The organism is Kribbella sp. NPDC050470 (assembly GCF_044458365.1).
Taxonomy (GTDB): domain Bacteria; phylum Actinomycetota; class Actinomycetes; order Propionibacteriales; family Kribbellaceae; genus Kribbella.
In genome coordinates, this window is record NZ_JBITHV010000014.1 from 199334 (window position 1) to 220203 (window position 20870).

At 69.3% G+C, this 20870-nt stretch carries 19 protein-coding genes; 9 read left to right on the forward strand and 10 right to left on the reverse strand.

The window, feature by feature from the left end; all coding sequences use genetic code 11:
* Window positions 1-6 precede the first annotated feature (6 nt).
* A complete protein-coding gene (locus ACIBGM_RS38135; protein ID WP_396388303.1) occupies window positions 7-897 on the reverse strand; it encodes an aminoglycoside phosphotransferase family protein in 891 nt (296 codons plus the stop codon).
* A 47-nt stretch (window positions 898-944) separates the two neighbouring features.
* On the opposite strand from ACIBGM_RS38135, the gene ACIBGM_RS38140 reads away from it, so the two are divergent.
* Entirely contained in the window at window positions 945-1676 is a 732-nt protein-coding gene (locus tag ACIBGM_RS38140; RefSeq protein WP_360537713.1) for a hypothetical protein, read from the forward strand.
* Here ACIBGM_RS38140 and ACIBGM_RS38145 read toward each other — a convergent pair.
* The gene (locus tag ACIBGM_RS38145; RefSeq protein WP_396388304.1) at window positions 1651-2319 is read right to left on the reverse strand and encodes a class I SAM-dependent methyltransferase; all 669 of its coding nucleotides are present in this window, start codon (window positions 2317-2319) and stop codon (window positions 1651-1653) included. The two genes, ACIBGM_RS38140 and ACIBGM_RS38145, sit on opposite strands and share 26 nt — an antisense overlap.
* A gap of 179 nt (window positions 2320-2498) precedes the next feature.
* Here ACIBGM_RS38145 and ACIBGM_RS38150 point away from each other — a divergent pair, with 179 nt between their 5' ends.
* The gene (locus ACIBGM_RS38150) at window positions 2499-3446 is read left to right on the forward strand and encodes a hypothetical protein (protein ID WP_396388305.1); all 948 of its coding nucleotides are present in this window, start codon (window positions 2499-2501) and stop codon (window positions 3444-3446) included.
* Window positions 3447-3453: 7 nt separating this feature from the next.
* Here ACIBGM_RS38150 and ACIBGM_RS38155 read toward each other — a convergent pair whose 3' ends face one another.
* From ACIBGM_RS38155 to ACIBGM_RS38170, 4 genes are all read right to left on the reverse strand, one after another.
* Entirely contained in the window at window positions 3454-4281 is an 828-nt protein-coding gene (locus ACIBGM_RS38155; RefSeq protein ID WP_396388306.1) for a siderophore-interacting protein, read from the reverse strand.
* 107 nt (window positions 4282-4388) lie between these two features.
* The gene (locus ACIBGM_RS38160) at window positions 4389-5432 is read right to left on the reverse strand and encodes a hypothetical protein (protein WP_360537721.1); all 1044 of its coding nucleotides are present in this window, start codon (window positions 5430-5432) and stop codon (window positions 4389-4391) included.
* A 7-nt stretch (window positions 5433-5439) separates the two neighbouring features.
* Window positions 5440-6489 (reverse strand): hypothetical protein, encoded by a 1050-nt coding sequence (locus ACIBGM_RS38165; protein WP_396388307.1) that lies wholly within the window; start codon window positions 6487-6489, stop codon window positions 5440-5442.
* An 81-nt stretch (window positions 6490-6570) separates the two neighbouring features.
* Window positions 6571-7638 carry a hypothetical protein gene (locus ACIBGM_RS38170; protein WP_360537725.1) on the reverse strand — a complete coding sequence of 356 codons (1068 nt, stop codon included), beginning with the start codon at window positions 7636-7638 and terminating at the stop codon, window positions 6571-6573.
* A gap of 175 nt (window positions 7639-7813) precedes the next feature.
* Here ACIBGM_RS38170 and ACIBGM_RS38175 point away from each other — a divergent pair, with 175 nt between their 5' ends.
* A complete protein-coding gene (locus ACIBGM_RS38175) occupies window positions 7814-9136 on the forward strand; it encodes an ATP-binding protein (RefSeq protein ID WP_396388308.1) in 1323 nt (440 codons plus the stop codon).
* A gap of 193 nt (window positions 9137-9329) precedes the next feature.
* Complete coding sequence (locus ACIBGM_RS38180; RefSeq protein ID WP_396388309.1) at window positions 9330-10307, forward strand: helix-turn-helix domain-containing protein; 978 nt, start codon at window positions 9330-9332, stop codon at window positions 10305-10307.
* A 35-nt stretch (window positions 10308-10342) separates the two neighbouring features.
* Here the strand turns inward: ACIBGM_RS38180 and ACIBGM_RS38185 are convergent, their stop codons facing one another.
* Window positions 10343-14002 carry a S8 family serine peptidase gene (locus tag ACIBGM_RS38185; RefSeq protein WP_396388310.1) on the reverse strand — a complete coding sequence of 1220 codons (3660 nt, stop codon included), beginning with the start codon at window positions 14000-14002 and terminating at the stop codon, window positions 10343-10345.
* Window positions 14003-14262: 260 nt separating this feature from the next.
* On the opposite strand from ACIBGM_RS38185, the gene ACIBGM_RS38190 reads away from it, so the two are divergent.
* The 5 genes from ACIBGM_RS38190 to ACIBGM_RS38210 all read left to right on the forward strand — a co-directional run bounded on the left by ACIBGM_RS38190 (window position 14263) and on the right by ACIBGM_RS38210 (window position 18272).
* A complete protein-coding gene (locus ACIBGM_RS38190; protein ID WP_396388311.1) occupies window positions 14263-15063 on the forward strand; it encodes a PrsW family intramembrane metalloprotease in 801 nt (266 codons plus the stop codon).
* Window positions 15063-15392 (forward strand): nucleoside triphosphate pyrophosphohydrolase family protein, encoded by a 330-nt coding sequence (locus ACIBGM_RS38195; protein WP_396388312.1) that lies wholly within the window; start codon window positions 15063-15065, stop codon window positions 15390-15392. Before ACIBGM_RS38190 ends, ACIBGM_RS38195 begins: the two co-directional genes overlap by 1 nt.
* Before the next feature lie 249 nt (window positions 15393-15641).
* Window positions 15642-16265: a transcriptional regulator gene (locus ACIBGM_RS38200; RefSeq protein WP_396388313.1), complete on the forward strand. Its 624-nt coding sequence runs from the start codon at window positions 15642-15644 to the stop codon at window positions 16263-16265.
* On the forward strand, window positions 16249-17379 hold the full coding sequence (locus ACIBGM_RS38205; RefSeq protein ID WP_396388314.1) for an aminotransferase class I/II-fold pyridoxal phosphate-dependent enzyme: 1131 nt from the start codon (window positions 16249-16251) through the stop codon (window positions 17377-17379). Before ACIBGM_RS38200 ends, ACIBGM_RS38205 begins: the two co-directional genes overlap by 17 nt.
* Window positions 17376-18272 carry an ornithine cyclodeaminase family protein gene (locus ACIBGM_RS38210; RefSeq protein ID WP_396388315.1) on the forward strand — a complete coding sequence of 299 codons (897 nt, stop codon included), beginning with the start codon at window positions 17376-17378 and terminating at the stop codon, window positions 18270-18272. The genes ACIBGM_RS38205 and ACIBGM_RS38210 overlap by 4 nt, the downstream gene beginning before the upstream one ends.
* 9 nt (window positions 18273-18281) lie before the next feature.
* On the opposite strand, the gene ACIBGM_RS38215 is transcribed toward ACIBGM_RS38210, so the two are convergent.
* The 3 genes from ACIBGM_RS38215 to ACIBGM_RS38225 form a co-directional block, all read right to left on the reverse strand.
* Window positions 18282-19406, reverse strand: coding sequence for an endonuclease (locus tag ACIBGM_RS38215; protein ID WP_360528034.1), 1125 nt, complete (start codon window positions 19404-19406; stop codon window positions 18282-18284).
* Window positions 19407-19510: 104 nt separating this feature from the next.
* The gene (locus tag ACIBGM_RS38220; RefSeq protein ID WP_396388316.1) at window positions 19511-20167 is read right to left on the reverse strand and encodes a hypothetical protein; all 657 of its coding nucleotides are present in this window, start codon (window positions 20165-20167) and stop codon (window positions 19511-19513) included.
* A complete protein-coding gene (locus ACIBGM_RS38225) occupies window positions 20164-20661 on the reverse strand; it encodes a sigma-70 family RNA polymerase sigma factor (protein WP_360528028.1) in 498 nt (165 codons plus the stop codon). The genes ACIBGM_RS38220 and ACIBGM_RS38225 overlap by 4 nt, the downstream gene beginning before the upstream one ends.
* Window positions 20662-20870 lie beyond the last annotated feature (209 nt).

Genomic DNA, 20870 nt, shown 5'->3' on the forward strand with positions numbered 1-20870 from the left:
ATGTAATCAGATCCGGAGGGCATCGGCGATGGTTCGCAGCACCGGGTTCATCGCGGTCTCCTCGTCCTCGGTGTCCCAGAGCACGTTCTGCAGGATCCTGCCTGCGGTCCAGCCGAGCGCCCGGTCGCGGTCGATCCCGGTGACCTCGAGCATCTGGTCGAACCGGTCCCGGATCGCCTGATCCAGCTCGCCGGTCGCAACCAGGTCGTCCCACCGGTTCCACAGCACCGGGAAGACCTCGAACCCCGGATCGCCGGCGAGCGGCTTCGGGTCGATCACCAGCCACGGCTGCCGCTGCGCGGCCATCACGTTGTAGTAGTGCAGGTCCCAGTGCAGCAGCCGGTCGCCCGACTCCGGCAGCAACTCGGTCACCTGCGCGACGAAGCGCCGTACCAACTGTCGCTCGGCCGGATCGCTCAGCAGCGGGATCAGGGCCGGCGCGTCCTCGACCATCGCGCCGGCGACGTCCGCGAGCCGACGTACTCCAGGTGGTGCGGGCACGGCGCTCAACCGGGTCAGCAGCTCGGCCAGGATCCGGGTGGCCTCGACGTGGTCCGGCAGGTCGTCGAGGGTCCGCGGCTCGAGCCGCTCGAGCAGGATGGTCGACGTCGTGGGATCGTCCTCGAGCACCTCGACGACGTCGTCACGGCTCCAGGTCCGCAGCGCGAGCGCCTCACTCTCGCTCTCGTCGTTGACCGGCTGAAGCTTGAGCATCGCCTCGGCACCGTCCCGCCGTACGACGGGCAGAATCAGCGAAGCCTCGCCGTTCAACGGCGGACCGGTGACCGCCAACTGCCACCGATCGACGTACTCCGCCGCGGCTCCCGGCAATCCGGCCAGCCACTCGGGCGACGTCTTGCCGTGATTCGTCACCAGCTTCGCGGGAATCTCGATCATCACGTGCACAGTAGGTCCTTCGACACGAATCTGCTTAGGTTTTCCCCGTGAGCGAGATGGAGCGGCGGGATCGGCGGGTGCGGCGGGTTGTCGCGGGCATCTATTTGGGGATTCCGGTGGTGGTGCTGGGGATCGGAATCTGGATCAGTACGGCGGGGTCGCCGGTGGTGTGGATCGGGTGTGTGGTGCCGGTCGGGATGTTGGTGCTCGGGTGGGTGCTGCGGCGGCGGCATCGGTACCAGCCGCGGTGGTGGGCCGGGATCGGTGGGCTGTTCGGGGCGGTCGGCGGGTTGTTCGTGACGTTGTTCCCGTTGGCGGTCGGGGTGTGGTGGCCGGTCTTTCTGGCGCTGCCTGCGTTGCTGGTGGGGATCGTGGCTGGCGCTGCGCTGGCCCGGTATGCCGATCGGGTTCTGCTGGTGCCCGTCGTGCCTGAGCTGGCGGATACGCCGTACGAGCTGATCTTCCGGCTGCGCGGGCTGCAGCTGACCGCGGTGCTGCTCGGCGCGGACAGCTTCACGATCCAGAGCCGGCCGGTGCTGCGTTCGCAGAGAATGGAGGACCTGGGCAAGACCTATCCGCTGAGCAGCATCACCGGTGTCTTCGAGGTCGCGCTCAGCGGAGTCGAACGCCTCAAGTTCCCGATCCCGCTGCCGCATCCACCGATCGTCACCGAGGGCCCCGCCGTCATCCTGCAGGCCTCCGGCGACGACTGGGTCCTCCCCACCAACCAGGCCACCACCCTGATCGACCTCCTCAACCGCCGCAGGTCCACCGCATAGCCAACGCCCACCCAAGATCCGTGTACTGCGCACCGGGGAACACGGCGTCGTACAACTCCCGGAACTGCGCCCGAGACAGGTACCGATCACTCGCCAGGTGGTCGAGCCACGGCCGGCTGTGCCAGAACCGGAACTCGAACCACGCGTCCCGCCACCCCAGCTTGGCAATGTGCTCCGGAAACCCCCGCCACGCGCCGATCAGGTACGCCGCCCGCGGCGGCGTCGGGTACAGATCACACACGTTGTCCACCACCGCGACCGTCCCACCCACCCGCACCAACGACTTCAGATACTCGAGCCCACCCCGGTAGTCCGCCAGGTGATGCATCATCGTGTGGCTGTACACGAGATCGAACCCGCGCTCCGCCACCGTGAACACATCCGCCACCCGGTACTCGACATTCCCCCGCGCCCGCTTCGCCCGGGCAATCTCGATCATCGGCGCACTGAGATCCACCCCGAGCACCTCGTCGAACTGGTCGGCCAAGCGCACGGCCGCGTGGCCGGATCCGCAGCCCGCGTCCAGCGCCCGCTCGCCGCGCAGCCCGAGGCCTGCTACCCAGTCGGAGTTCTGGCCGGGTTGCAGGCTGATGAAGCGGTCGTAGGCGGGGGCGAAACGGTCGAATGATGCGGGGTCAGCCATGGTCGGTACGACGCCGGGGAGGCCGTACTGGTTGAGATCTTTGCACCGTATGGCGCGAGTGCCACGCTGCAAGGATGTGGGCAAGACGAGTACTGGCGACGCTTGTGACAGCGTCAGTGGTGGGGGTCCAACTCGTCGGCGCACCTGCAGCGCAGGCGGCTCCGGATCCCTTGCTCCAAGTGACGGACGTGACGCTCGGCCCGAGTGCGGTCGCCGTGTCCGGTCTCAACACCGTGCCGGTTCGGATCACAGTGACGGCGGGCTACGCCTCCACCGACCCGAACGACGCGAACCTTCCGATGGTGGTCTATCTCGAGCGGACCAGCGGGACCGGCCCGCTGCGGCGGATGATCTCAACCGACCTACCGCGGATCAGCGGCACCACCCAGGACGGCGTGTGGGCCGGACCGGTCAACGTCCCGTCCACGGCGCACGGCGTGTTCAAGGTGACGGGTGTGGAAGCGGGCGCGTTCTTCCCCGTTCCCGACATGACCGATCCGACGCCGTTCGACGGGCCGACGGTGTCCGTCACTGGTTCCCACCTGCCGAGGCTCACCACGAAGGTGAGTCCGCCGGTCGTGCCGTTCGGATCCGGGTTCTCGATCACCTGGGCGGTGACGGACTCGGCGACCGGCAAGCCTTACGGGACCAGCATCGGCGTCCTGCTGGCCAGCGACGCCGAGTGCCTGGAAGCCTTCGGTCCGAACACACTGCGGACCAGCACGAGCGGGCTGCTCACGAAGGCGTACTCCGCAGCGGCCGCCAACGACAACCAGTGTCTCCTGATCCGGAACGGGCCGTTCAACATCGCCACGCTGGGCCTGATCGTCGCCCGCCCTGGAATCGTCTCGGCGGTGCCGTCGGCGACCAGTGCCACGGTCGGCACCATCGTTCCGGTCAACGGCAACGTGCTCGGCCCGCCGGTCGGCTGTCCGGTGCTCCTGCAGCGTCTGACGGGCGCGACCCAGTGGCGTGGGGTCAGCACCGGAAGCGTCCGCCAGAGCGGCCGCTTCACCGTGACCGCTCAACCGGCGTACAAGGGGTTGATCCCGTACCGGGTCTACTTCGCAACCTGCGGCAGGTACCAGACCGGGGTGAGCCCGACGTTCTACATCCGCGGTCTGTGACCGCGCGTCAGGAGGCCGAGCGCTCCTTGCGGGCGGTCTCGGCCTTCTCGGCCTGCCAACCGTCTTCGTTCTTGCCCAGGCGCCAGTAGCCGGACAGCGAGACGCGGTCGCGGGGGAGGGCGCGGTCGGTGAAGAGGTTCTTGCGGATGCGGAAGACGAAGCCGGCTTCGCCGTGAACGAAGATCTGAGCGTCGCCCGCGGGGAACTCCAGAGCTTCGACGGCCGCGACCAGTGCGTCACCGCGACCCGACGAGCTGCCGGCGCGGTGGAACCAGATCACGTTGACCTCGCCGGAGCCGTTGAACTTCTGCTCCTCGGTTTCGTCCTCCACCTCGAGCAGGACGGTCGCCCGGGCGCCCGGCGGCAACTGCTCGACCGCGGCGCCGATCGCCGGCAGCGCGCTCTCGTCGCCGACCAGCAGGTGCCAGTCAGCCTCCGCGTCCGGTGCGTACGCGCCACCGGGGCCGTTGAACCACAGCACGTCACCCGCCTGGGCCGCCGCGGCCCACGGACCGGCCACGCCCTCGTCGCCGTGGTGGACGAAGTCGATGGTCAGCTCGCGGCTGTCCTCGTCCCAGTTGCGCACCGTGTAGGTCCGCATCGTCGGCCACTGCTCCGACGGGTACGTCTCCCGGATCACGCCCATGTCCAGCGGCTGCGGGTACTCGACGCCCGGCTTGCCGAACAGCAGCTTCACGTAGTGGTCGGTGAAGCCGTTGTCCACGAAGTCGTCGGAGCCGAGCACGACCCGGATCATGTGCGGGGTGATTCGCTCGGTACGGCGGACGACCGCGCGCTTGCAGACGCGGTTGCGGCGAGGTGCGGGGCTGGTCACGGGACCACGGTCCTCTCGGAGTACGTCGGGCGGCCCGGTCAAGGCCAGCAAGTTAGGACTACCTAACTCAGGCTAGCTCACCCGTCCCAGGCCGCCGTACCGTCGTCTCAGAGACCGCGGATGTAGAACACCTTGCTCACTGCGGACTGGAAGTTCTGGCAGGCCGGGAAGTACACCCGGTACGGGATCAGCCCCTTGTACGCCGGCTGCGCGCTGACCGTGAACCGGCCACTCAGCCGGACCGCGTTCGAGCTCACCGATCGCCACTGCGTCGCGCCGTACAGCCGCTGCAGCCAGACCTTGCAGTTGGACGGAGCGCCGCCGACCGAGCCGTTCACCGGTACGACGGTCCCGACCGGAGCGCTCGCCTTCGACGGAGCCGCGGTCACGTACGTCGACCGCGCCACCGCGAGCCCCATCCCTGCGATGTCGGTCGGCTTGCCGGTGATCCGCAGGCAGTTGACCCACGGCGCGTCGGCCGCCGTGTACGCCTTGGTCACGATGCCGTCCGTCCCGGTCCGGACGACCGAGCCGCCCGCGTCCTCGGCGCACCCGTTGTCGATGGCGAGCAGCACCGTGATCCGGGTCCCGTACGGCTTACCCGTCGCGGAGTCCGTGACCGCCCATCGGATCGAGTACGGCGACCCGAGCGGCACGATCCGCGGCGACACCGCGGCAGTGATCTTCGGCAGGTGGTAGCCGCTGACGGCCAGCGCGGGACCGTCGTACGGCGTCGGCTCGCTGAAGTCCCCGGGGAACGGGTACCCACCGAACTGCACACCGGTGACCTTGAACGTCCCGTTCGCAGTCGACGGCACGTACACCGGCCCCTCCCAGACACCGTCCCGGACGGTGCCGGACTTCAGCGGGAGAAGGCTCGACCACAACGTCCGGGGCCAGGCCGTTCCACCCTGCCGCTCGAGGAAGACGAAGAGCGTGGTGCTGCCACCCGTCTCCCCGGTGTACTTCGCTTTGACCGTCAGCTTGACCGGCGCGAGGTTGAGCCCGGACACCGCGACCGTCGGACTGCCCAGGTCGACATCGGTGATGGCAAGCGCCGGATCCGGCTCTGCGTGCGCAGCCGGCATCGCGGTCAGCAACAACCCCACCAAAGGCGCTGCGAACAGCGCCGCCATCACTCGTCTGATCACTGTCAGCTCACGTCCCTCGGATGTAGAAGACCTTGCTCAGGCCTGCCTGGTAGCGACTACAGGTCGGGAAGTACACGCGGTACGGAATCAGGCCCCTGTACGCGGGCTGCGCGGTCACCGTGAACCGCCCACTCTGCCGGACGCTCCCCGAGCTGACCCCACGCCACTGCGTCGCGCCGTACAGCCGCTGCAGTACGACGAGGCACCCGGTCGGCGGCCCGACCACGCTGCCGTTGACCGGCACGATGGTGCCGACCGGCGCACTCGTCTTCGACGGCACCGCAGACACGATCCCGGGCCGTGCCACGAACAGCCCGAGGCCGCTGATGTCGAACGGCTTGCCGCTCAGCCGCAGGCAGTTGAGCGCGTCGGCCCACCCGGCCTGGTACGACCGCGTCACGAGCCCGTTCGTGTCGGTCCGGGCGACGACGCCGCCGACGTACTCGGCGCACTCGTTGTCGACCCCGAGGAGCACCGGGATCCGGGTCCCGTACGGCTTGCCGGTCGCGGAGTCGATGACCGCCCAGCGGATCGAGTACGGCGACCCGAACGGCACCGCCTTCGGCGTCACGGACGCCGTGATCTTCGGCAGGTGGTAGCCGGCCACGGTCACGGTCGGGCCGGCGAACGGCGTCGGATCGAGCGGCCCGGGAGGCACGTACCCGAACGGGATCGCGTACACCCCGGTGACCTTGAAGGTGCCGTTCGCGGTCGACGGCACGTTCAGCGGTCCTTGCCAGACGCCGTTCTGCGTCGTGCCCGAGATGCGCTTGAGGTCGGTCGAGAACATGTACCGCAGCGGACCGGTCCCGCCGGTGCGCTCGAGGACGACGTACAACGTCATGTCCACGTCGCCCGGCTCGCTGGAGGTGTACCCACCCGTCACGGTGGCGGTCAGCGGCACGAGGTTCAGCCCGGAGACCGCGACCGACGTGCCGCTCAGGGTCACGTTGGTGACCGTCAGGTTCGGATCCGGTGCGGCTTGGGCGGTTGGCACCAGTCCGAGCAACAACCAAGGCGCGGTGAGCAGCGCCGCCATCACTCGTTTCGCCCACATGCAGGCAGCGTGACAGTGGGCTGTCACGCTGCCAACAACTCCTCCGGATCACTGCTCGATCGGGCTGATCCGGTAGACCAGTTAGGTGCCGCGGATGACGAATGCCTTGCTGACGCCGGCCTGGTAGCGGCCGCACGTGGGAAAGTAGACGCGGTAGGCGATGTTGCCCTTGTACGCCGGCTGTGCGTTCACCGTGAAGCGACCGCTCTGCCGCACCTCGCCAAGACTGACCCCGCGCCACTGACTCGCGCCGTACAGCCGTTGCAGCGCGACCTTGCACTTGTACGGCGCACCGGCCACCGAACCGTTCACCGGGACCACGGTGCCGACCGGCGCACTGGTCTTCGACGGCGCCGCCGACACGATGCCGGGCCGCGCGACGAACAGCCACAGGCCGCCGATGTTGTACGGCTGGCCCGTCAACTGCAGGCAGTTCAGCATGTCGGCGTCCGACGCCTTGTAGGACTTGGTCACGATGCCGTTGGTGTCGGTCCGGACCCACACCGCCTCACCGCCACCGCTGGACTCTGCGCACGGGACGTCGACCCCGAGCAATGCCCGGATCTGGCTGCCGTACGGCTTGCCGGTCGCGGTGTCGGTGATCGCCCAGCGGATCGAGTACGGCGACCCGAACGGCACCACCTTCGGCGACACGGACGCGGTCACCTTCGGCAGGTGGGTCCCGGTCACCGTCAGGCTCGGGCCGTCGAACGGCGTCGGGTCGACCGGCGTACCGCCGATGGGCGCACCGAACGGACCGGTCATCACGCCGGTCACCTTGAAGGTGCCGTCCGCCGTGGACGCCGCGTTCAGCGTCCCGGTCCACACGCCGTCCTCGACCGTGCCCGAGGTGCGCTTCAAATCGGTCGAGAAGACGCTCTTGAGCGGTCCGGTCCCGCCGGTGCGCTCGAGGACCACGTTCAGCACGGTGTTCTCGTCGTCGGGATGACCCGAGCTGTAACCGCCCTCGACCGTGACCTTGACCGGGGCGAGGTTGAGCCCGGAGACCGCGACCGCGGTCTTGTCGAGCCGCACGTCGGTGATCGTCAGGTACGGGTCCGGGTCGGCGTGCGCCGCCGGGGTCCCACCAAGCAACAGCCCCACCAGTGGCGCTGCCAGCAGCGCCGCCATCACTCGTTTGATCCGCATGCCAGGAAGCCTGACACCGGCCTAGTGCGGAACCAAGTGACCTGGCCGAACTCGGGCCGAACACTGCGCGATCGGGACGCGCGAATAGACCGGTTCAACCCACGGCAGGCCAGTGTTCACCCGCCGGACACACGCCCACCGTGTCACGGACGGTTACGGTTCGCACCCTGGTCCGGTGAGCCAGGTCTTCGGTACGCCGCGATACCCGGCGTACACCGTGGATCGCAAGGACCACTTCGGCCGGCCGATCTCGGTCGACCTGCGCACTCCGGAGAGCCACTCGGTGCTGTTCACCGGGCCACCCGGGATGGGCAAGAGCCTGGAGCTGGACCGGGCCGGCGCGCTGGCCAAGCGGGAGGGCTGGCTCGCGATCCGGGCCGACGCCTCGCCCGAGGAGCCGCTCGAGTACCGGTTGTCCCGCTACCTCACCGACAACCTCGACACGATCAAGAAGCAGTACGGCCGTGGCGCCGCGAAGGAGCTCGGCAAGATCGCCAAGGAGCTCGCCCCGCCCAAACGCAAGGGCCGCCAGCACGGTGTCGAGGGCCGGTTCGGGCCGTCGCCGTTCGCGCAGGCGGTGATCAAGACCCAGTGGGAGGCGGGCGACGACCCGCAGCTGCGCAAGACGCTGACCCAGCTGGCCGAGCAGCTCGGGGAGATCGCGGCGAACTGCAAACCGCCGGAGCCGGTGATGCTGCTGGTCGACAACCTCGACGTCGGCTCGGAGCGTGACCTCGCGGTGGTGACGCAGCTGTCCGAGCACCTGGAGCGGATGAAGCGACCGGTGTTCCTGATCGCGGCGGGTGGCGAGATGGCGGCGACCCGGCTGATGGCGGCCTCCGCCGGCGAGGGCAGGATCGCGACCGGTGTGACCAGCAGGTTCGACATTCGCGAGGTCGGCCCGCTGACCGATGCGGAGCTACGCCCCGCGCTCACCGAGCCGCTGGACGACGCGCGGATCCCCTACCAGGCCGAGGCGATCGACCGGCTGATCAGGTCGGCGAACGGCGACCCGACCCGGCTGCGCAGCCTGGCCGAGACCGCGCTGCCGATGGCCCAGCAAGCCGGTGGCGTGACCGTCGACGTGGCGAAGACCGCGACGGCAGTGGTGAACGACCAGTCGCGGCACGTCTACCAGGCCGCCTGGAACAACTGCAACGACACGGAGAAGGACCTGGTCGCGAAGGTCGCCGTCCACGGTCCGCATGGCATGGCGCTCCCGAGCGAAGGCGGGCTGGCCTCGATCGGCCGCTGGCAGGAGCTGGACACGGCCCGCCAGAACCTGGTTGCCTCGGGCATCCTTCGGGAGGGCGGCGGCCGGCTCGCGGTCGCCAACCCAGGCATGCAGGACTGGGTGCAGACCCGCGTCGGCCAGTCCGCGGCCCACCTCGGCGTCGCGCCGCTGACCGCGCCCGGCCAGGCCGCCGCGGTCGAGTCCGCGCGGCCCAGTACGACGACCCGCACCTACAAGGGCATGTCGTTCGAGATCAAGAACTAGCGGCTACCGCCGAGCCCGCTCCGGGTTGCTGGCCTTCGGGAGCCGAAGGGCCGGGTTGCCTCTGACCGGGAGGGACGCGGTCCAGCCGAACCCGTGATGGCACTGGCATGCCATGGCCTGGGTGTGCCAGGAGGTTGGATCGCGCCTCGGTCGGCGGGCCTGGTTAGGTGGGCGCACGAGGAGGGGTCAAACGATGGAGAACGGCGCGTTGCTGGACGCCCGCGAGGAGCAGGCGTACCGGTTGCTGGTCGGGCTGTCCGCGGCCAGGCCGTCGGAGCTCGCCGAGGTGGCCGAACTGCCGCAGCACGAGGCGGACGAGGTCCTTCAACGGCTTCAGGCGAAGGGGCTCGTCACGGTCCAGCACGTCGACGGCCCGGTGTTCCGTGCGCTCCCGCCCGACGTCGCGCTCGGTACGACGCTGCTCCGCCGGCAGGAGTCGCTGGAGGCGGCCCGCAAGACCGTGGCCGCGCTGAGCGAGGAGTTCCGGGCGAGTGCGAGCCGCCGGGACGCGCACCACCTGGTCGAGGTCATCGTCGGCGCCAACGCGCTCCGCGAGCGCCTGCGCGACCTGCAGGAGTCGGCCCGCGAGGAGATCCTCTGGTTCTGCCGGGCCAACCCGCTCGCGATGCCGGGCGCCGACAACACCGAGGAGTACGGCGCCCTGAGCCGCGGAGTCCGGTATCGCGCGATCTACGAGCGCGCCCTGCTGGAAACGCCCGGTGAGCTCGACACGATCGCGGAGGGCATCAGCTGGGGCGAGGAGGCCCGCACGCTGCCGAGCCTTCCGGTCCGGCTGGCGATCGTGGACCGGGCGACCGCAGTCTGCCCGCTGGTCCGGGACGACGAGGTGGGCATCGGCGAGCCGACGGCCGCGGTCATCGGCCGCGGTCAGTTGCTGGATGCCTTGCTGGCCCTCTTCGAGAGCCACTGGGAGCAGGCGACCCCGGTGAAGATGCACTCGGACGCCACCGCGGAGGTCGAGGGTCTCGACGACTCCGAACGCTTCCTACTGTCGTTGCTGGTGGCCGGCGTGCCGGACAAGTCGATCGCGTCCCAGCTGGGGATCAGCCGCCGTACCGTCCAGCGCCGGCTGGACCGGATGATGGCCCTGGCCGGGGTGGACACCCGGACCGGGCTGGCCTTCCAAGCGGCCAAACGCGGCTGGATCTGAGCCGGGGCAGCCCCCGCTGCCCCGGCTCGGTCCTGCTACTTCACGCCGTACGCGCGGATGACGGTCTGCGTCACCGCAGCACCGGTGCCGTCAGTCGCGCGGACCTTCAGCGAGACGGTGCCGTGCGCGGACGGGACCATGGCCAGGTAGTGGCCGAGGGCACCTACTACGGCGAGCTTCTGCCAGCTCTTGCCCTCGTCGTACGACGCCCAGGCCTGCAGCGCCGTCGAGCGGGCTCCGCCGGTCACGGTGAAGCCGACCGCATGGGTGCGGGCCGCGACCCGGCCGGTCAGGTCGACCGGAACGGTGTAGCCGACCTGCAGCAGCGACAGCGGCGTCGCCTTGTCCTCGGCCGTCTTCTTCGACCGGAACTCCCACGAGGTCTGCGTCCGCGTACCCCAGTTCCACTCGCCCTCGGTGTCGTTCCGCTCGGTCGACAGATCGAGCTTGTACGACGCGTCGCCGCTGGCGGTGATCACGTCCGCCCAGGCGTTGGGCAGCTCGGCGATGGCCTCGCCGTTGCGGGAGAGCACCGCGGACGCCGCCGTGGTCTCGCCGATCGTGTAATGCCCGGAGGCGTCCACGAACGACGGGATCCGCAGCGACAGCCGGTCACCGGTCCGCGTCGACGGCGTCCCGGCGATGGCAGCCGGCCGGACGACCGGACCGAACCAGGTCTCCGACGACTGACCACTCCTGTAGCTGCGCGGGTCCTCGACGAGTCCGCCGCGGAGCGGGTTCATCTCGTCCCAGGTGTAGAGGTGGTGCACCCGGTGCTGCCAGAGCGAGTCACCGGAGGTCACCCACTCCTCGCGCACCTTCGGGGTCTCGACGAACCGCTGGGAGTCGTTCCAGGAGTACTCCTGCCACGGCCGCCACCCGAAGCGCTGCTCCTTGGCCCAGTTGAAGCCGCCGTTGTCGGCGTACTTGGTGGTGATCCGCGCACTGTTCGCCGTGGTCACCTTGTAGTTGATCTTCGCCGGGATGAACCCGTTCGAGACCTGGTTGACGTCGTACAGGTACGGGCTGGAGGTGGTCAGCGTGAGGTCGATCGTGGCGCCGCCGCGCTTGGCCCGCTCGATCAGCTTCTGACCGTCGTTGAACCCGGTGACCATCGCCGGGATCGGCTCCCGGTCCCCGATCGGGCGCCACACCGTCCAGGCCGACCAATCCGCCGGCCGGACCAGGATCACGGCCGCGGCACCCGCCTCGGCCGCGGCAGCGATCTGCTCCTGCTCGCTGCCGTTGCCCCAGCCGTCCTCACTGGAGTCGATCACGGCCAGCGCGCCCTTCACGCCCTGGAGCGTGGAGTCTGCGTAGACCATCGGCAACCGCTTCGTCTTGCCGTCGTACGACGGCGACCGGTGCAGCAAGTTGATGTCGAGCGGACCGGTGACGCCCTGGACCGTGGCCTGGACCAGCGGCGCGACCAGCTGCCAGCGGGACGAGAACTCGAAAGTGCCCTCCTGGACCGGCTTGGTCGCGGTCACGTTGACCTGCTTGACCGTGCTGAAGTGCATGACACCGTGGCTGATCGACCGGCCGTTGCCGTAGACCCGGTTGACGTAGTAGCTCAGGATCGCCTGCTGCTCCGACGGCTTCGGCGTCTCGATCGTGATCGGGGCCGCCGTGCGGGCGTCGATCACGACCTCGGTGTCCTTGCTGACCACGATGTTCGGGTTGGTGAACAGGCTGACCTGCTCGTTCTGCGGGTCGTAGTTCTCGACCAGGCCGTGCAGCAGGTAGGTGCCCTCCTCGACCTCGGCGGTGATGCTCTCGTTGTCCGGGATCCAGGCCAGCACGTCCGACCGGGAGTTGTCACCGAACAGCGCGACCACCGGGACCGGGGACGGCTGACCGTCCAGGCCGACACCGCGCAGGGTGATCTTGTACTTCTTGCCCTGCCGGAGCGCGCCGACCGCGGTCTGGACGACGACACCGTTGGCGCCGGTGGCAACGATCCGGCCGCTGTGCAGGCCGCGGTCGAGCTTGGCCGCGTCCAGGTTGACCGGGACGTCGACGCTGCCGTTGGCCGGGACGGTGACAGTGGCCGGTACACCGAAAGCGTCGGTCTCCGGCTTGCGTGCGTCCAGGTTGGTCACCGCAGCGGACAGGCTGAGGGTGACCGGGGCGCTGCCCGAGTTCCGGTAGGTGATGGTCCGGGTGCTGGTGTCCGTCAGCGTCTGCAGGCCGAAGTCGGCGACCGCGCTGGCGGTGACCTGCTGCGAGGTCGCGCGGGCGAGGTCGACCCGGCCGGCGCCGTTCGCGTAGACGGACTGGTCCGGCTGCGACTTCGAGGTGCTGACCAGCGCGTCCTTCAACTGGCCGGCCGTCCAGTCCGGGTGCTGCTGCGCGAGCAGGGCAGCGGCTCCGGCCACGTGCGGCGCGGCCATCGACGTACCCGAGGCTGCCGTGTAGAGGTTGTCCACCGGCTCGCCCATGGCGGTCCCGGCGGCGCGGGCGGCGACGATGCCGACACCCGGCGCGGAGATCTCCGGCTTGAGGCCGGCGTCGCCGAGCCGCGGTCCACGGCTGGAGAAGTCCGCCAGCGCGTCGTTCCGGTCTACGGCGGCCACGGTCAACGCGGAGGCCGCGGCGCCCGGCGTGCCGACCGACTCGTCGGAGCCGTCGTTGCCGGCGGACACGACGAACAGCGTGCCGGTCTGGGCGGTGATGTCGTTGACGGCCTGGCTCAGCGGGTCGAGACCGTCGGTCGGTCCACCGCCGAGGCTCATGTTGACCACCTTGGCGCCCTCGGCGGCCGCCCACTCCATCCCGGCGATGATCCAGGAGTCGTAGCCCCAGCCGTCGTCACCGAGCACCTTGCCGACGAGCAGGTCGGACTTCGGCGCGACGCCCTTCCGGGTGCCGCCGGCGCCCGCTCCGGTGCCGGCGATCGTGGCGGCGACGTGCGTGCCGTGACCGAAGTGGTCGGCCGGACCGGTCGGGCTGCCGGAGAAGTCCTGCGCCTCCTGCACCTTGCCGGCCAGGTCCGGGTGCTGGCTGTCCACGCCGGTGTCGAGTACGGCGACCTTGACGCCGGAACCCTCGTACCCGGCCTGCCACGCGGCCGGCGCGCCGATCTGCGGGACGCTCTTATCGAGCACCGCGCGCACCTTGCCGTCGAGCCAGATCTTGCTCACGCCGCTGTTCAGCGAACGCGCGCCCGCGGCCGGCTTCAGCGACTTCCACAGCTCCGGAAGCCGGCTCTTGGCCGCGTCGACAGCCCGGCCGCCGATCGAGCTGAGGTCGCGCTTGGCCGTCGTACCGGCCAGCTCCTGCGAGCTGCGCAGGCCCTGGTCGTACTTGACGATCAGCGGAAGCTGCTGGGCGGTGGAGTCGCCGTACCCGTCCGCGATCAGTTCCTCGACGTCGAACAGGTCGGCGTCCAGGACGCCGGTGGAGAGGTACGGGACAGCGTCGGCGGGCAGCACCCGGAGGCCGCCGTCGACCTCGATGGTGTGGAACGTGACTCGCTCGCGGCCGGCCGCGGGGGTGACGGTCGCCGCCTTCTTGCCGGCGCCCGCGTCGCTCACCTCGACGACGTCGCCGGTGATCAACGTGACCTTGCTGGTCGGGCCGGCGTTCCCGGCCGGTGTCGGTGGTGGCGATCCGGCGGCGGCCGGGGTCGCCGTGACCGCGCCGAGGGTCAGCAGTGCCGCAAGGGTGGCGGCAGTGATCCGATGGGGGGACATCATTCTCCTTAGAGGCTGGGGGCAGGCGCACCTCTCTTTCCGGAGAGTTTGCAATCTGGTCACGAAGATCCGCCCTGTCCATCACTGCCGTCCCTGCGACATGGCACACACACGCCAAAACCCGGCACCATCTCCCTCATGACAGTGCTCACGGCCGGGCCTCCGGCGCCGGCGGAGTCATGGGGCTGGAGCTCCCGGCCTTCCCTCGTCCCTCCGGTCGCTTCGCTCCCTCCACTCCTCAGTCCAGGCCGGGAGGCCCCATGACCGAGCAGCAGGTGGCACGCCGGAGGGGCCTGAAGTGGGCCTGGGTCGGCACGTTCTTCGTCGGCGCAGTGCTGTACCTCCTCGTCCTGGCCGTCCTGACCGACACCGGGAACCCGAACCTGGTCCCGACCATGATCCTGCTCGGGGCGCTCGTCGTACCCCTCACTTTCGTGACGTTCGCAGCCGGCCGCTCCGGCCGCTGGCTGATCGACGGGCCCACGCTCGGCGGCTGCCTGCTGTTCGGCGGCGTCGTCGGCGTGGTGGTCGCCGGCCTCCTCGAGTACGACGCGATGCGCCGGCTCGGCACGCTCCCGATGGTCGGCGTCGCCCTGATCGAGGAGGCCGCGAAGCTCCTCGTGCCGGCCGCGCTGGTGATCTTCTTCGGCCACCGCTACCGGACATCCCTGGGCACCGGCATCATCATCGGCGTCGCAGTCGGCACCGGCTTCGCCGTACTCGAGACGATGGGCTACGCGTTCGTCGCACTCCTGCAGTCCAACGGCAACGTCGGCGCCGCCGAAGAGACCCTCTTCATCCGCGGCCTGCTGTCCCCCGCCGGCCACGCCGCCTGGACCGGCCTGACCTGCTGGGGCCTCTGGCGCTTCGTGACCGAGCCGACCGGCAAACACTTCGCCGGCTTCCTCGGCATGTACGCGCTCGCCGTCGCCCTGCACACCACGTGGGACGGGATCGGCGGCTGGGTCACGTACGTCATCGTCGGAGCGATCTCGATCGGCCTACTCCTGTACGGCCTGAGGCGCGCCCAGCGGGTGGACAACCGAATCGCGGTGTCGTAGTGGAGCTGAACTCCTATCAACAGGCAGCCCTTCGAACTGCAGCACCCAAGGAGAAGCACAACGAACTGTTCCATCTCCTGCTCGGGCTGGTGGGTGAATCGGGCGAGATCGCCGAGAAAGCGAAGAAGATCGTCCGCGACAAGAACAGCGACTTCTCCCAGTGGGACCTCGAGGACCTGACGAAGGAACTGGGCGACACGCTGTGGTACATCGCAGTCATCGCGGACTACTTCGAGATTCCACTCGAGGACGTCGCCCAAGCCAACATCACGAAGCTCGCCGACCGGCACAAGCGCGCGATGCTCGGAGGTAGCGGCGACAATCGCTAGGCAGACCGTCGAAGCGCTGCAAGCCAACTCACGGACCACGCGCCACCCCAGGCCACCTCGCTTCTCGGAGGACTATGGCCACTGCGCGGCAACAATCTTCCGAAAAGCCGGCCCGCACGTCACCGGAGCCGGCCTCCTCCCCCGAGCGGGCGGGAGCGGCAGCAAGCACGCGACGCAGGAGCGCGCGTAGTGACGCGTGGGTCGATATGTGAGTAGACAGTTTGTACATGATGGACTTACTGTCCAGGTATGACTCCTGAGCAGCTTGCGCCGATCGGGGGCGCGTTGGCTCGGTTGTTGTCGCCGCATGCGGAGGTCGTACTGCACGATCCGGCCGCCGACGAGATCGTCGCGATCTGGAATCCGTTGTCCGGCCGCGAACCAGGCGATCCCTCGCTGCTCGGCGAGCTCAACGAGCTGTCCCCGACCGACCCAGACGTCTACGGCCCGTACCCCAAGGTGCTCCCAGACGGCCGCCGCCTCTCCAGCATCAGCGCGATCATGCGAGACGCCGACGGCAAACCGGCGTACGTGTTCTGCGTCAACGTCGACCGCACCGCCTTCGAGGAGGCGAGCCGTCTACTGGCCGCCTTCGCCGCACCAGTTCACGGTCAGCCACGCGTCCTCTTCCAGAACGACTGGTCCGAGACCCTCAACGAGATCGTCGCCGCGTACGTCCGCGACCGCGGCGTCACGGTGGACCGGCTCACCCGCGACGACCGCCTCGAACTGCTCGGCAAACTTGACGCCGCCGGCGTACTTAGCCAGCGACGATCGGTGCCGGCTGTCGCCCGCGCACTACGGATGTCCCGCTCCGCGCTGTACCAACTGCTCGCCCAGACCCGGAAGGAGCCCCATGCCGACCCTGCCTGACTTCCGGCTGGAGACGTATTTCGCGAAGTGGGAGTTCAACGCCCGCTACCACCTGACCGCCTCCGACGCGCAAACCCACAGCCTGAGCGAGCTCCTCGCCCTCGCCGACGACGACGGCCGAGAGCGCTGGGAGTCCCTCACCCTCGGCTACACCGAAACCCGCGGCCTGCCCTCCCTCCGCGAGGAGATCGCCGCGACGTACTCGGAGGCTGAGCCCGACGACATCCTGTGCTTCGCCGGCGCCGAGGAAGCCATCTACCTCGCGATGCGCGCGCTCCTCGAGCCCACAGACCACCTCGTCGTACTGACGCCGAACTACCAAGCAGCCGAGACAGTCCCGCTCGCCGTCTGCGAGGTGACCGGAGTCGCGCTGCGCCCGGAAGACAACTGGGCACTGGACGTCGACGCAGTCGCACAAGCCGTACGACCGAACACCCGAATGGTCTCGGTCAACTTCCCGAACAACCCCACCGGCGCAGTGCCGACCCAAGAATCCTGGCTGGACCTGGTCCGACTGTGCGAGGACCGCGGGATCACCCTGTTCAGCGACGAGGTCTACCGCGGCCTCGAGCTCACCCGACCACCGTTGCCCCAAGCAACAGACCTCGCGAGTACGGCGCTCTCCCTCAACGTCATGTCGAAGGCGTACGGCCTGCCCGGCCTGCGAATCGGATGGATCGCCTGCCGGGACAGCGCCGTACTCGACAAGCTCGAGCGCGCCAAGCACTACACGACCATCTGCAACTCCGCGCCGAGCGAGGTGCTCGCGCTGATCGCCCTGCGCGCCCGCGACCACCTGCTCGACCGCAACCGCCGGATCGTCGCGGAGAACCTGCCGGTCTTCACCGAGTTCTTCGCGGCCTACCCGGACCTGTTCGAGTTCACCCCGCCCGACGGCGGCTGCGTCTGCTTCCCGCGCTACCGAGGTCCCGACGGCGTCGAAGCCATGTGCACCGACCTGGTCGAGCAGGCCGGCGTACTGCTCCTGCCCGCCAGCATCTACAGCTCCGCCCTCACCGAAACCCCGGCCGACCGCTTCCGCGTCGGCCTCGGCCGCAGCAACCCGACCGAGGCCCTCGCCGCCTGGTCCGACTGGCTGGAGAAGCGCGGATGACCCTGCCTGTCATCGACCTACCCCAGATCAGCAAGGCCGCCACACCGGACCTGGTCTTCAAGGCGGTCCGCGATGCGTTGATCGCCCACGCCGAGGATCGTACGGCGGTCCCGCCGCCGATGGTTCTCGACTTCCCAGCAAGCTCCGGCGACTGCCACGTGAAGGCCGGGTACGTCGAGGGCTCGCCGTACTACACCGTGAAGATCGCCAGCACGTTCGCCGCGGTCAACAACGGCCTGATGCTCGTGGTGGACGCGACCAACGGCACCCCCGCGGCCCTCCTCGCCGACGAAGGCAAGCTGACGGCCTGGCGTACGGCGGCCGCGGGAGCGCTCATCACCGACGCCATGACCCCGCCCGACGTGGACGAGGTCGCCGTACTCGGGACCGCCGAGCAAGCCCTCCTGCAGGTGCTGTGGTTGCGTCACCTCCGGCCGTTGCGACGCGTGAAGGTGTGGGGCCGACGCCCAGAGGCTGTGGACAAGCTCTGCGCGGCCTTCGCCCAAGAGGGTCTGGACGCCCGGCCCGACGCGCTGGACGGCGCAGCCTGCGTGATCACAACGACCTCTGCCCGCTCGCCCCTACCAGTCGAGGCGTTCCGCGATGCCGTCCACATCACCGGCATCGGCACCGACATGCCCGGCAAGGGCGAGCTGCCACCCGAGGTGTTCGCAGGCGCCGTGATCGCCACCGACGACCACGACCAATGCCTCGACCACGGCGACTACGGCAACGCCGTCCGTGCCGGAGTCGTACCAGCCAACGCCGACCTCGCGGTCGGCGCCGTACTCCGCGACGGCATGGACCGCACCCGGCGCTCGGTAGCCGACCTCACCGGCATCGGTGCAACCGACGCGGCCGTCGCCGCGGCAGTCGTGGCTGTCCTTCGCTGACCGCCGGCCTCACGGCCAGATGGACGAGATCCATTCGGGGTGGTCGATGAAGGGGTTCCGGTTGTGCTGGTAGGTGCTGTAGATGACCTCGTTGCGGCGCTTCTCGAACGCGTCCGGCGGGTCGGCGGCGGCCCAGGCCTTGAGGACCGAGAGCTTGCCCATGTACGGCGCGCTGCCGTTGCTGACCGAGTTGTTCAGCTCGAGGTTGGCGAAGCCGTCGTCGCCTTCGTAGCGCACCGCCATGTAGAAGATCATCCGGGCGACGTCACCGCGGACCGCGGCGCGCGGCGCAAAGGAGTCGCCGTCCACGGTGCAACCGGAGCACTCCGACACCGCCGATCCGCCGTTGTCGAAGTCGAGGTTGCCGCGGGCCGCGTTCACCGACACGTCTTCGGGGCGGAGGTGGTGGATGTCGGTGCCCGGGCCGGTCGCCGTGCCGAAGTCGCCGTGCGACTTGGCCCAGACGTGCTCGCGGTTCCAGTCGTTCGGGTCGCCGCCGTTGGTGCTCTTGCTCTGCGAGCGGCCGGAGTAGATCAGGATGACGTTGCTGCTGTTCGCCGGGTCCTGGTCGGTGTCCTTGAGTGCGTTCCAGACCTGGTCGTAGGACAGCTTGGTCTGCTCCGAGATGATCGTGTGCAGCGCCGACTTCAGCGCAGCCCCGGTCTTGCCCTCCGCGCCGGCATAGTAGTCACCCGGATCCGGTCCCGGATCGGAGGATCCACCCCCGCTGAACGCCGTCGTGTCCTTCAGGCCGGCGTGCGAGAAGTACGCGCTCAGCGTGCCGGTCACGGTGATTTTCTGCCCGAGCAGGCCCGGGTTGCTCTGCAGCCCGTACGACGACCGGAACGCCGACGTGATCTGGACGTACAGCATCGACGACGTGCTCGTCTGCGACGCCGAGTCCGCCAGCGCGAGCGCGTAGTCGTTCGGGAAGTTGCTCCGCACAACGGTGCTGGTCGCGATCGGCTGGCCGACGACGTACCCGGTGACGGTCGCGGTCGACCCGTCCTGTCGGCCGATCGCCGTACTCACGCTGATCGGGGTCGCGGCCGACGACGGCGCGATACCGAAGCCGAGCAGCGCAAGTACGACGCTGACGATCACGGTGGGACGTAGGACGCGAGAACGAAGCACGGCATCTCCCAGGGGCGGTTGGGGACCACTGCGTCGCGTGTCAGTCTGCCCATTCCGCCCTTGATCCGAAACCAAAGTTGTCCGACGATCCGGCGAACCCCGGGTTACCGCAGCTCGATCCGGCCGAGCGGAACCAGCGAAGCCGGGCCGGCAGCGGGCTTGCTGGAGCGCGCGAGGTCTTCGTAGAGCAGGTAGGAGCCGGCCGGCAGCCGGGCACCGCCGCAGCCCCGGATGACGATGCCGGCGGGCGAGGTGTGCGTCTGCTTCGGCGGGATCCGCACGACCCCGATCGCGACTGTCAGCTCCGCGTGACCGACTACTTTGTTCTCCTGGATGACGGCCAGGTGCCGGGGCGGCTTGCCGATCACCATCGTTCTGTCGACCGCGTTGGTCTGCACAAGCTGAACCGTTCCGGTCCAGCCGCTGCGGCTCTCCGTGATGGTCGTCTGCGTCACCTGCCGGATCGATGCCCCGGTGCCGGGCGCCGGGAAAGCGGCACCACACTCGAACGGCCGCGGCGCAAACGTCGAGACCACAGTCGGGCCCGGATTCGCCACCTCGGCGCGGTCGGCGCCCGGCAGCACCGCGTAGGCGCTGACGGCGAGCGCTCCCGCCGTACCGAGGCCGACCGCGCCCGCGAGCACCGTCCGCCGCCGGCGCCGGCGACGGATCTGGGGCACCAGCCGGTGCTCGTCGAGCTCGACGCGGGTGCTGTCGCCGGCCACGGTCTGCAGGAGGTCCTTGAGATCCTTGGCGGTCATTTCATGGTCTCCTCGGGTACGGCGAGCTGGGTGGCGAGCTTGGACCGGGCGTCGGCCAGATGTCGCTTGACCGTGCCCTCGGCGCAGTCGAGCTGGCCCGCGATCTCGGTGACGGAGAGGTCCTCGTAGTACCGGAGCACCACGCAGGCGCGCTGCCTGGGCGACAGCGTGGACAAGGCCCGCCGGACGTCGTCCGCGAGGGCGTGGTCGCCGTCGTCGTGTACGGCGGGATCCACCAGCAGATGGCGGTTGGCGTTCCACCACCTGGCTCGCCGGCGACCGTCGACGTACTGGTTGAGCATCGCGCGCCGCACGTACCCCTCGAGCTGCTCGACGTCCCCGCGCACCCGCAGCCGGCTGAAGACGCGCAGCAGCGCGTCCTGCACCAGGTCGGCCGCGGCGGCCGACTCCCCGGTCAAGAGGTAGGCGTACGCCCGTAGCGAGGCGCCTCGAACTGCCAGCAGTTCTCTGAACGCGCGTTCCCAGTCAGCCATCGGCACCGTCCTGTCGGTTCGTCCGTCAGCCAACAAGACGAACGACGGCGGTGCGGCGTTGGGGGAGAGTTGAGTCGGTGGGGCGGTGAGCGAGTGAGTGTCGCTCGCCGCCCCACCTAGGTGTATGGGCCCCCATCAGGCCGCGACGAACTGCCGCGGGCTGCTCTGCCCATCCACCAGTGAGGCGCTACTGGCGGGCAGCACCTCAC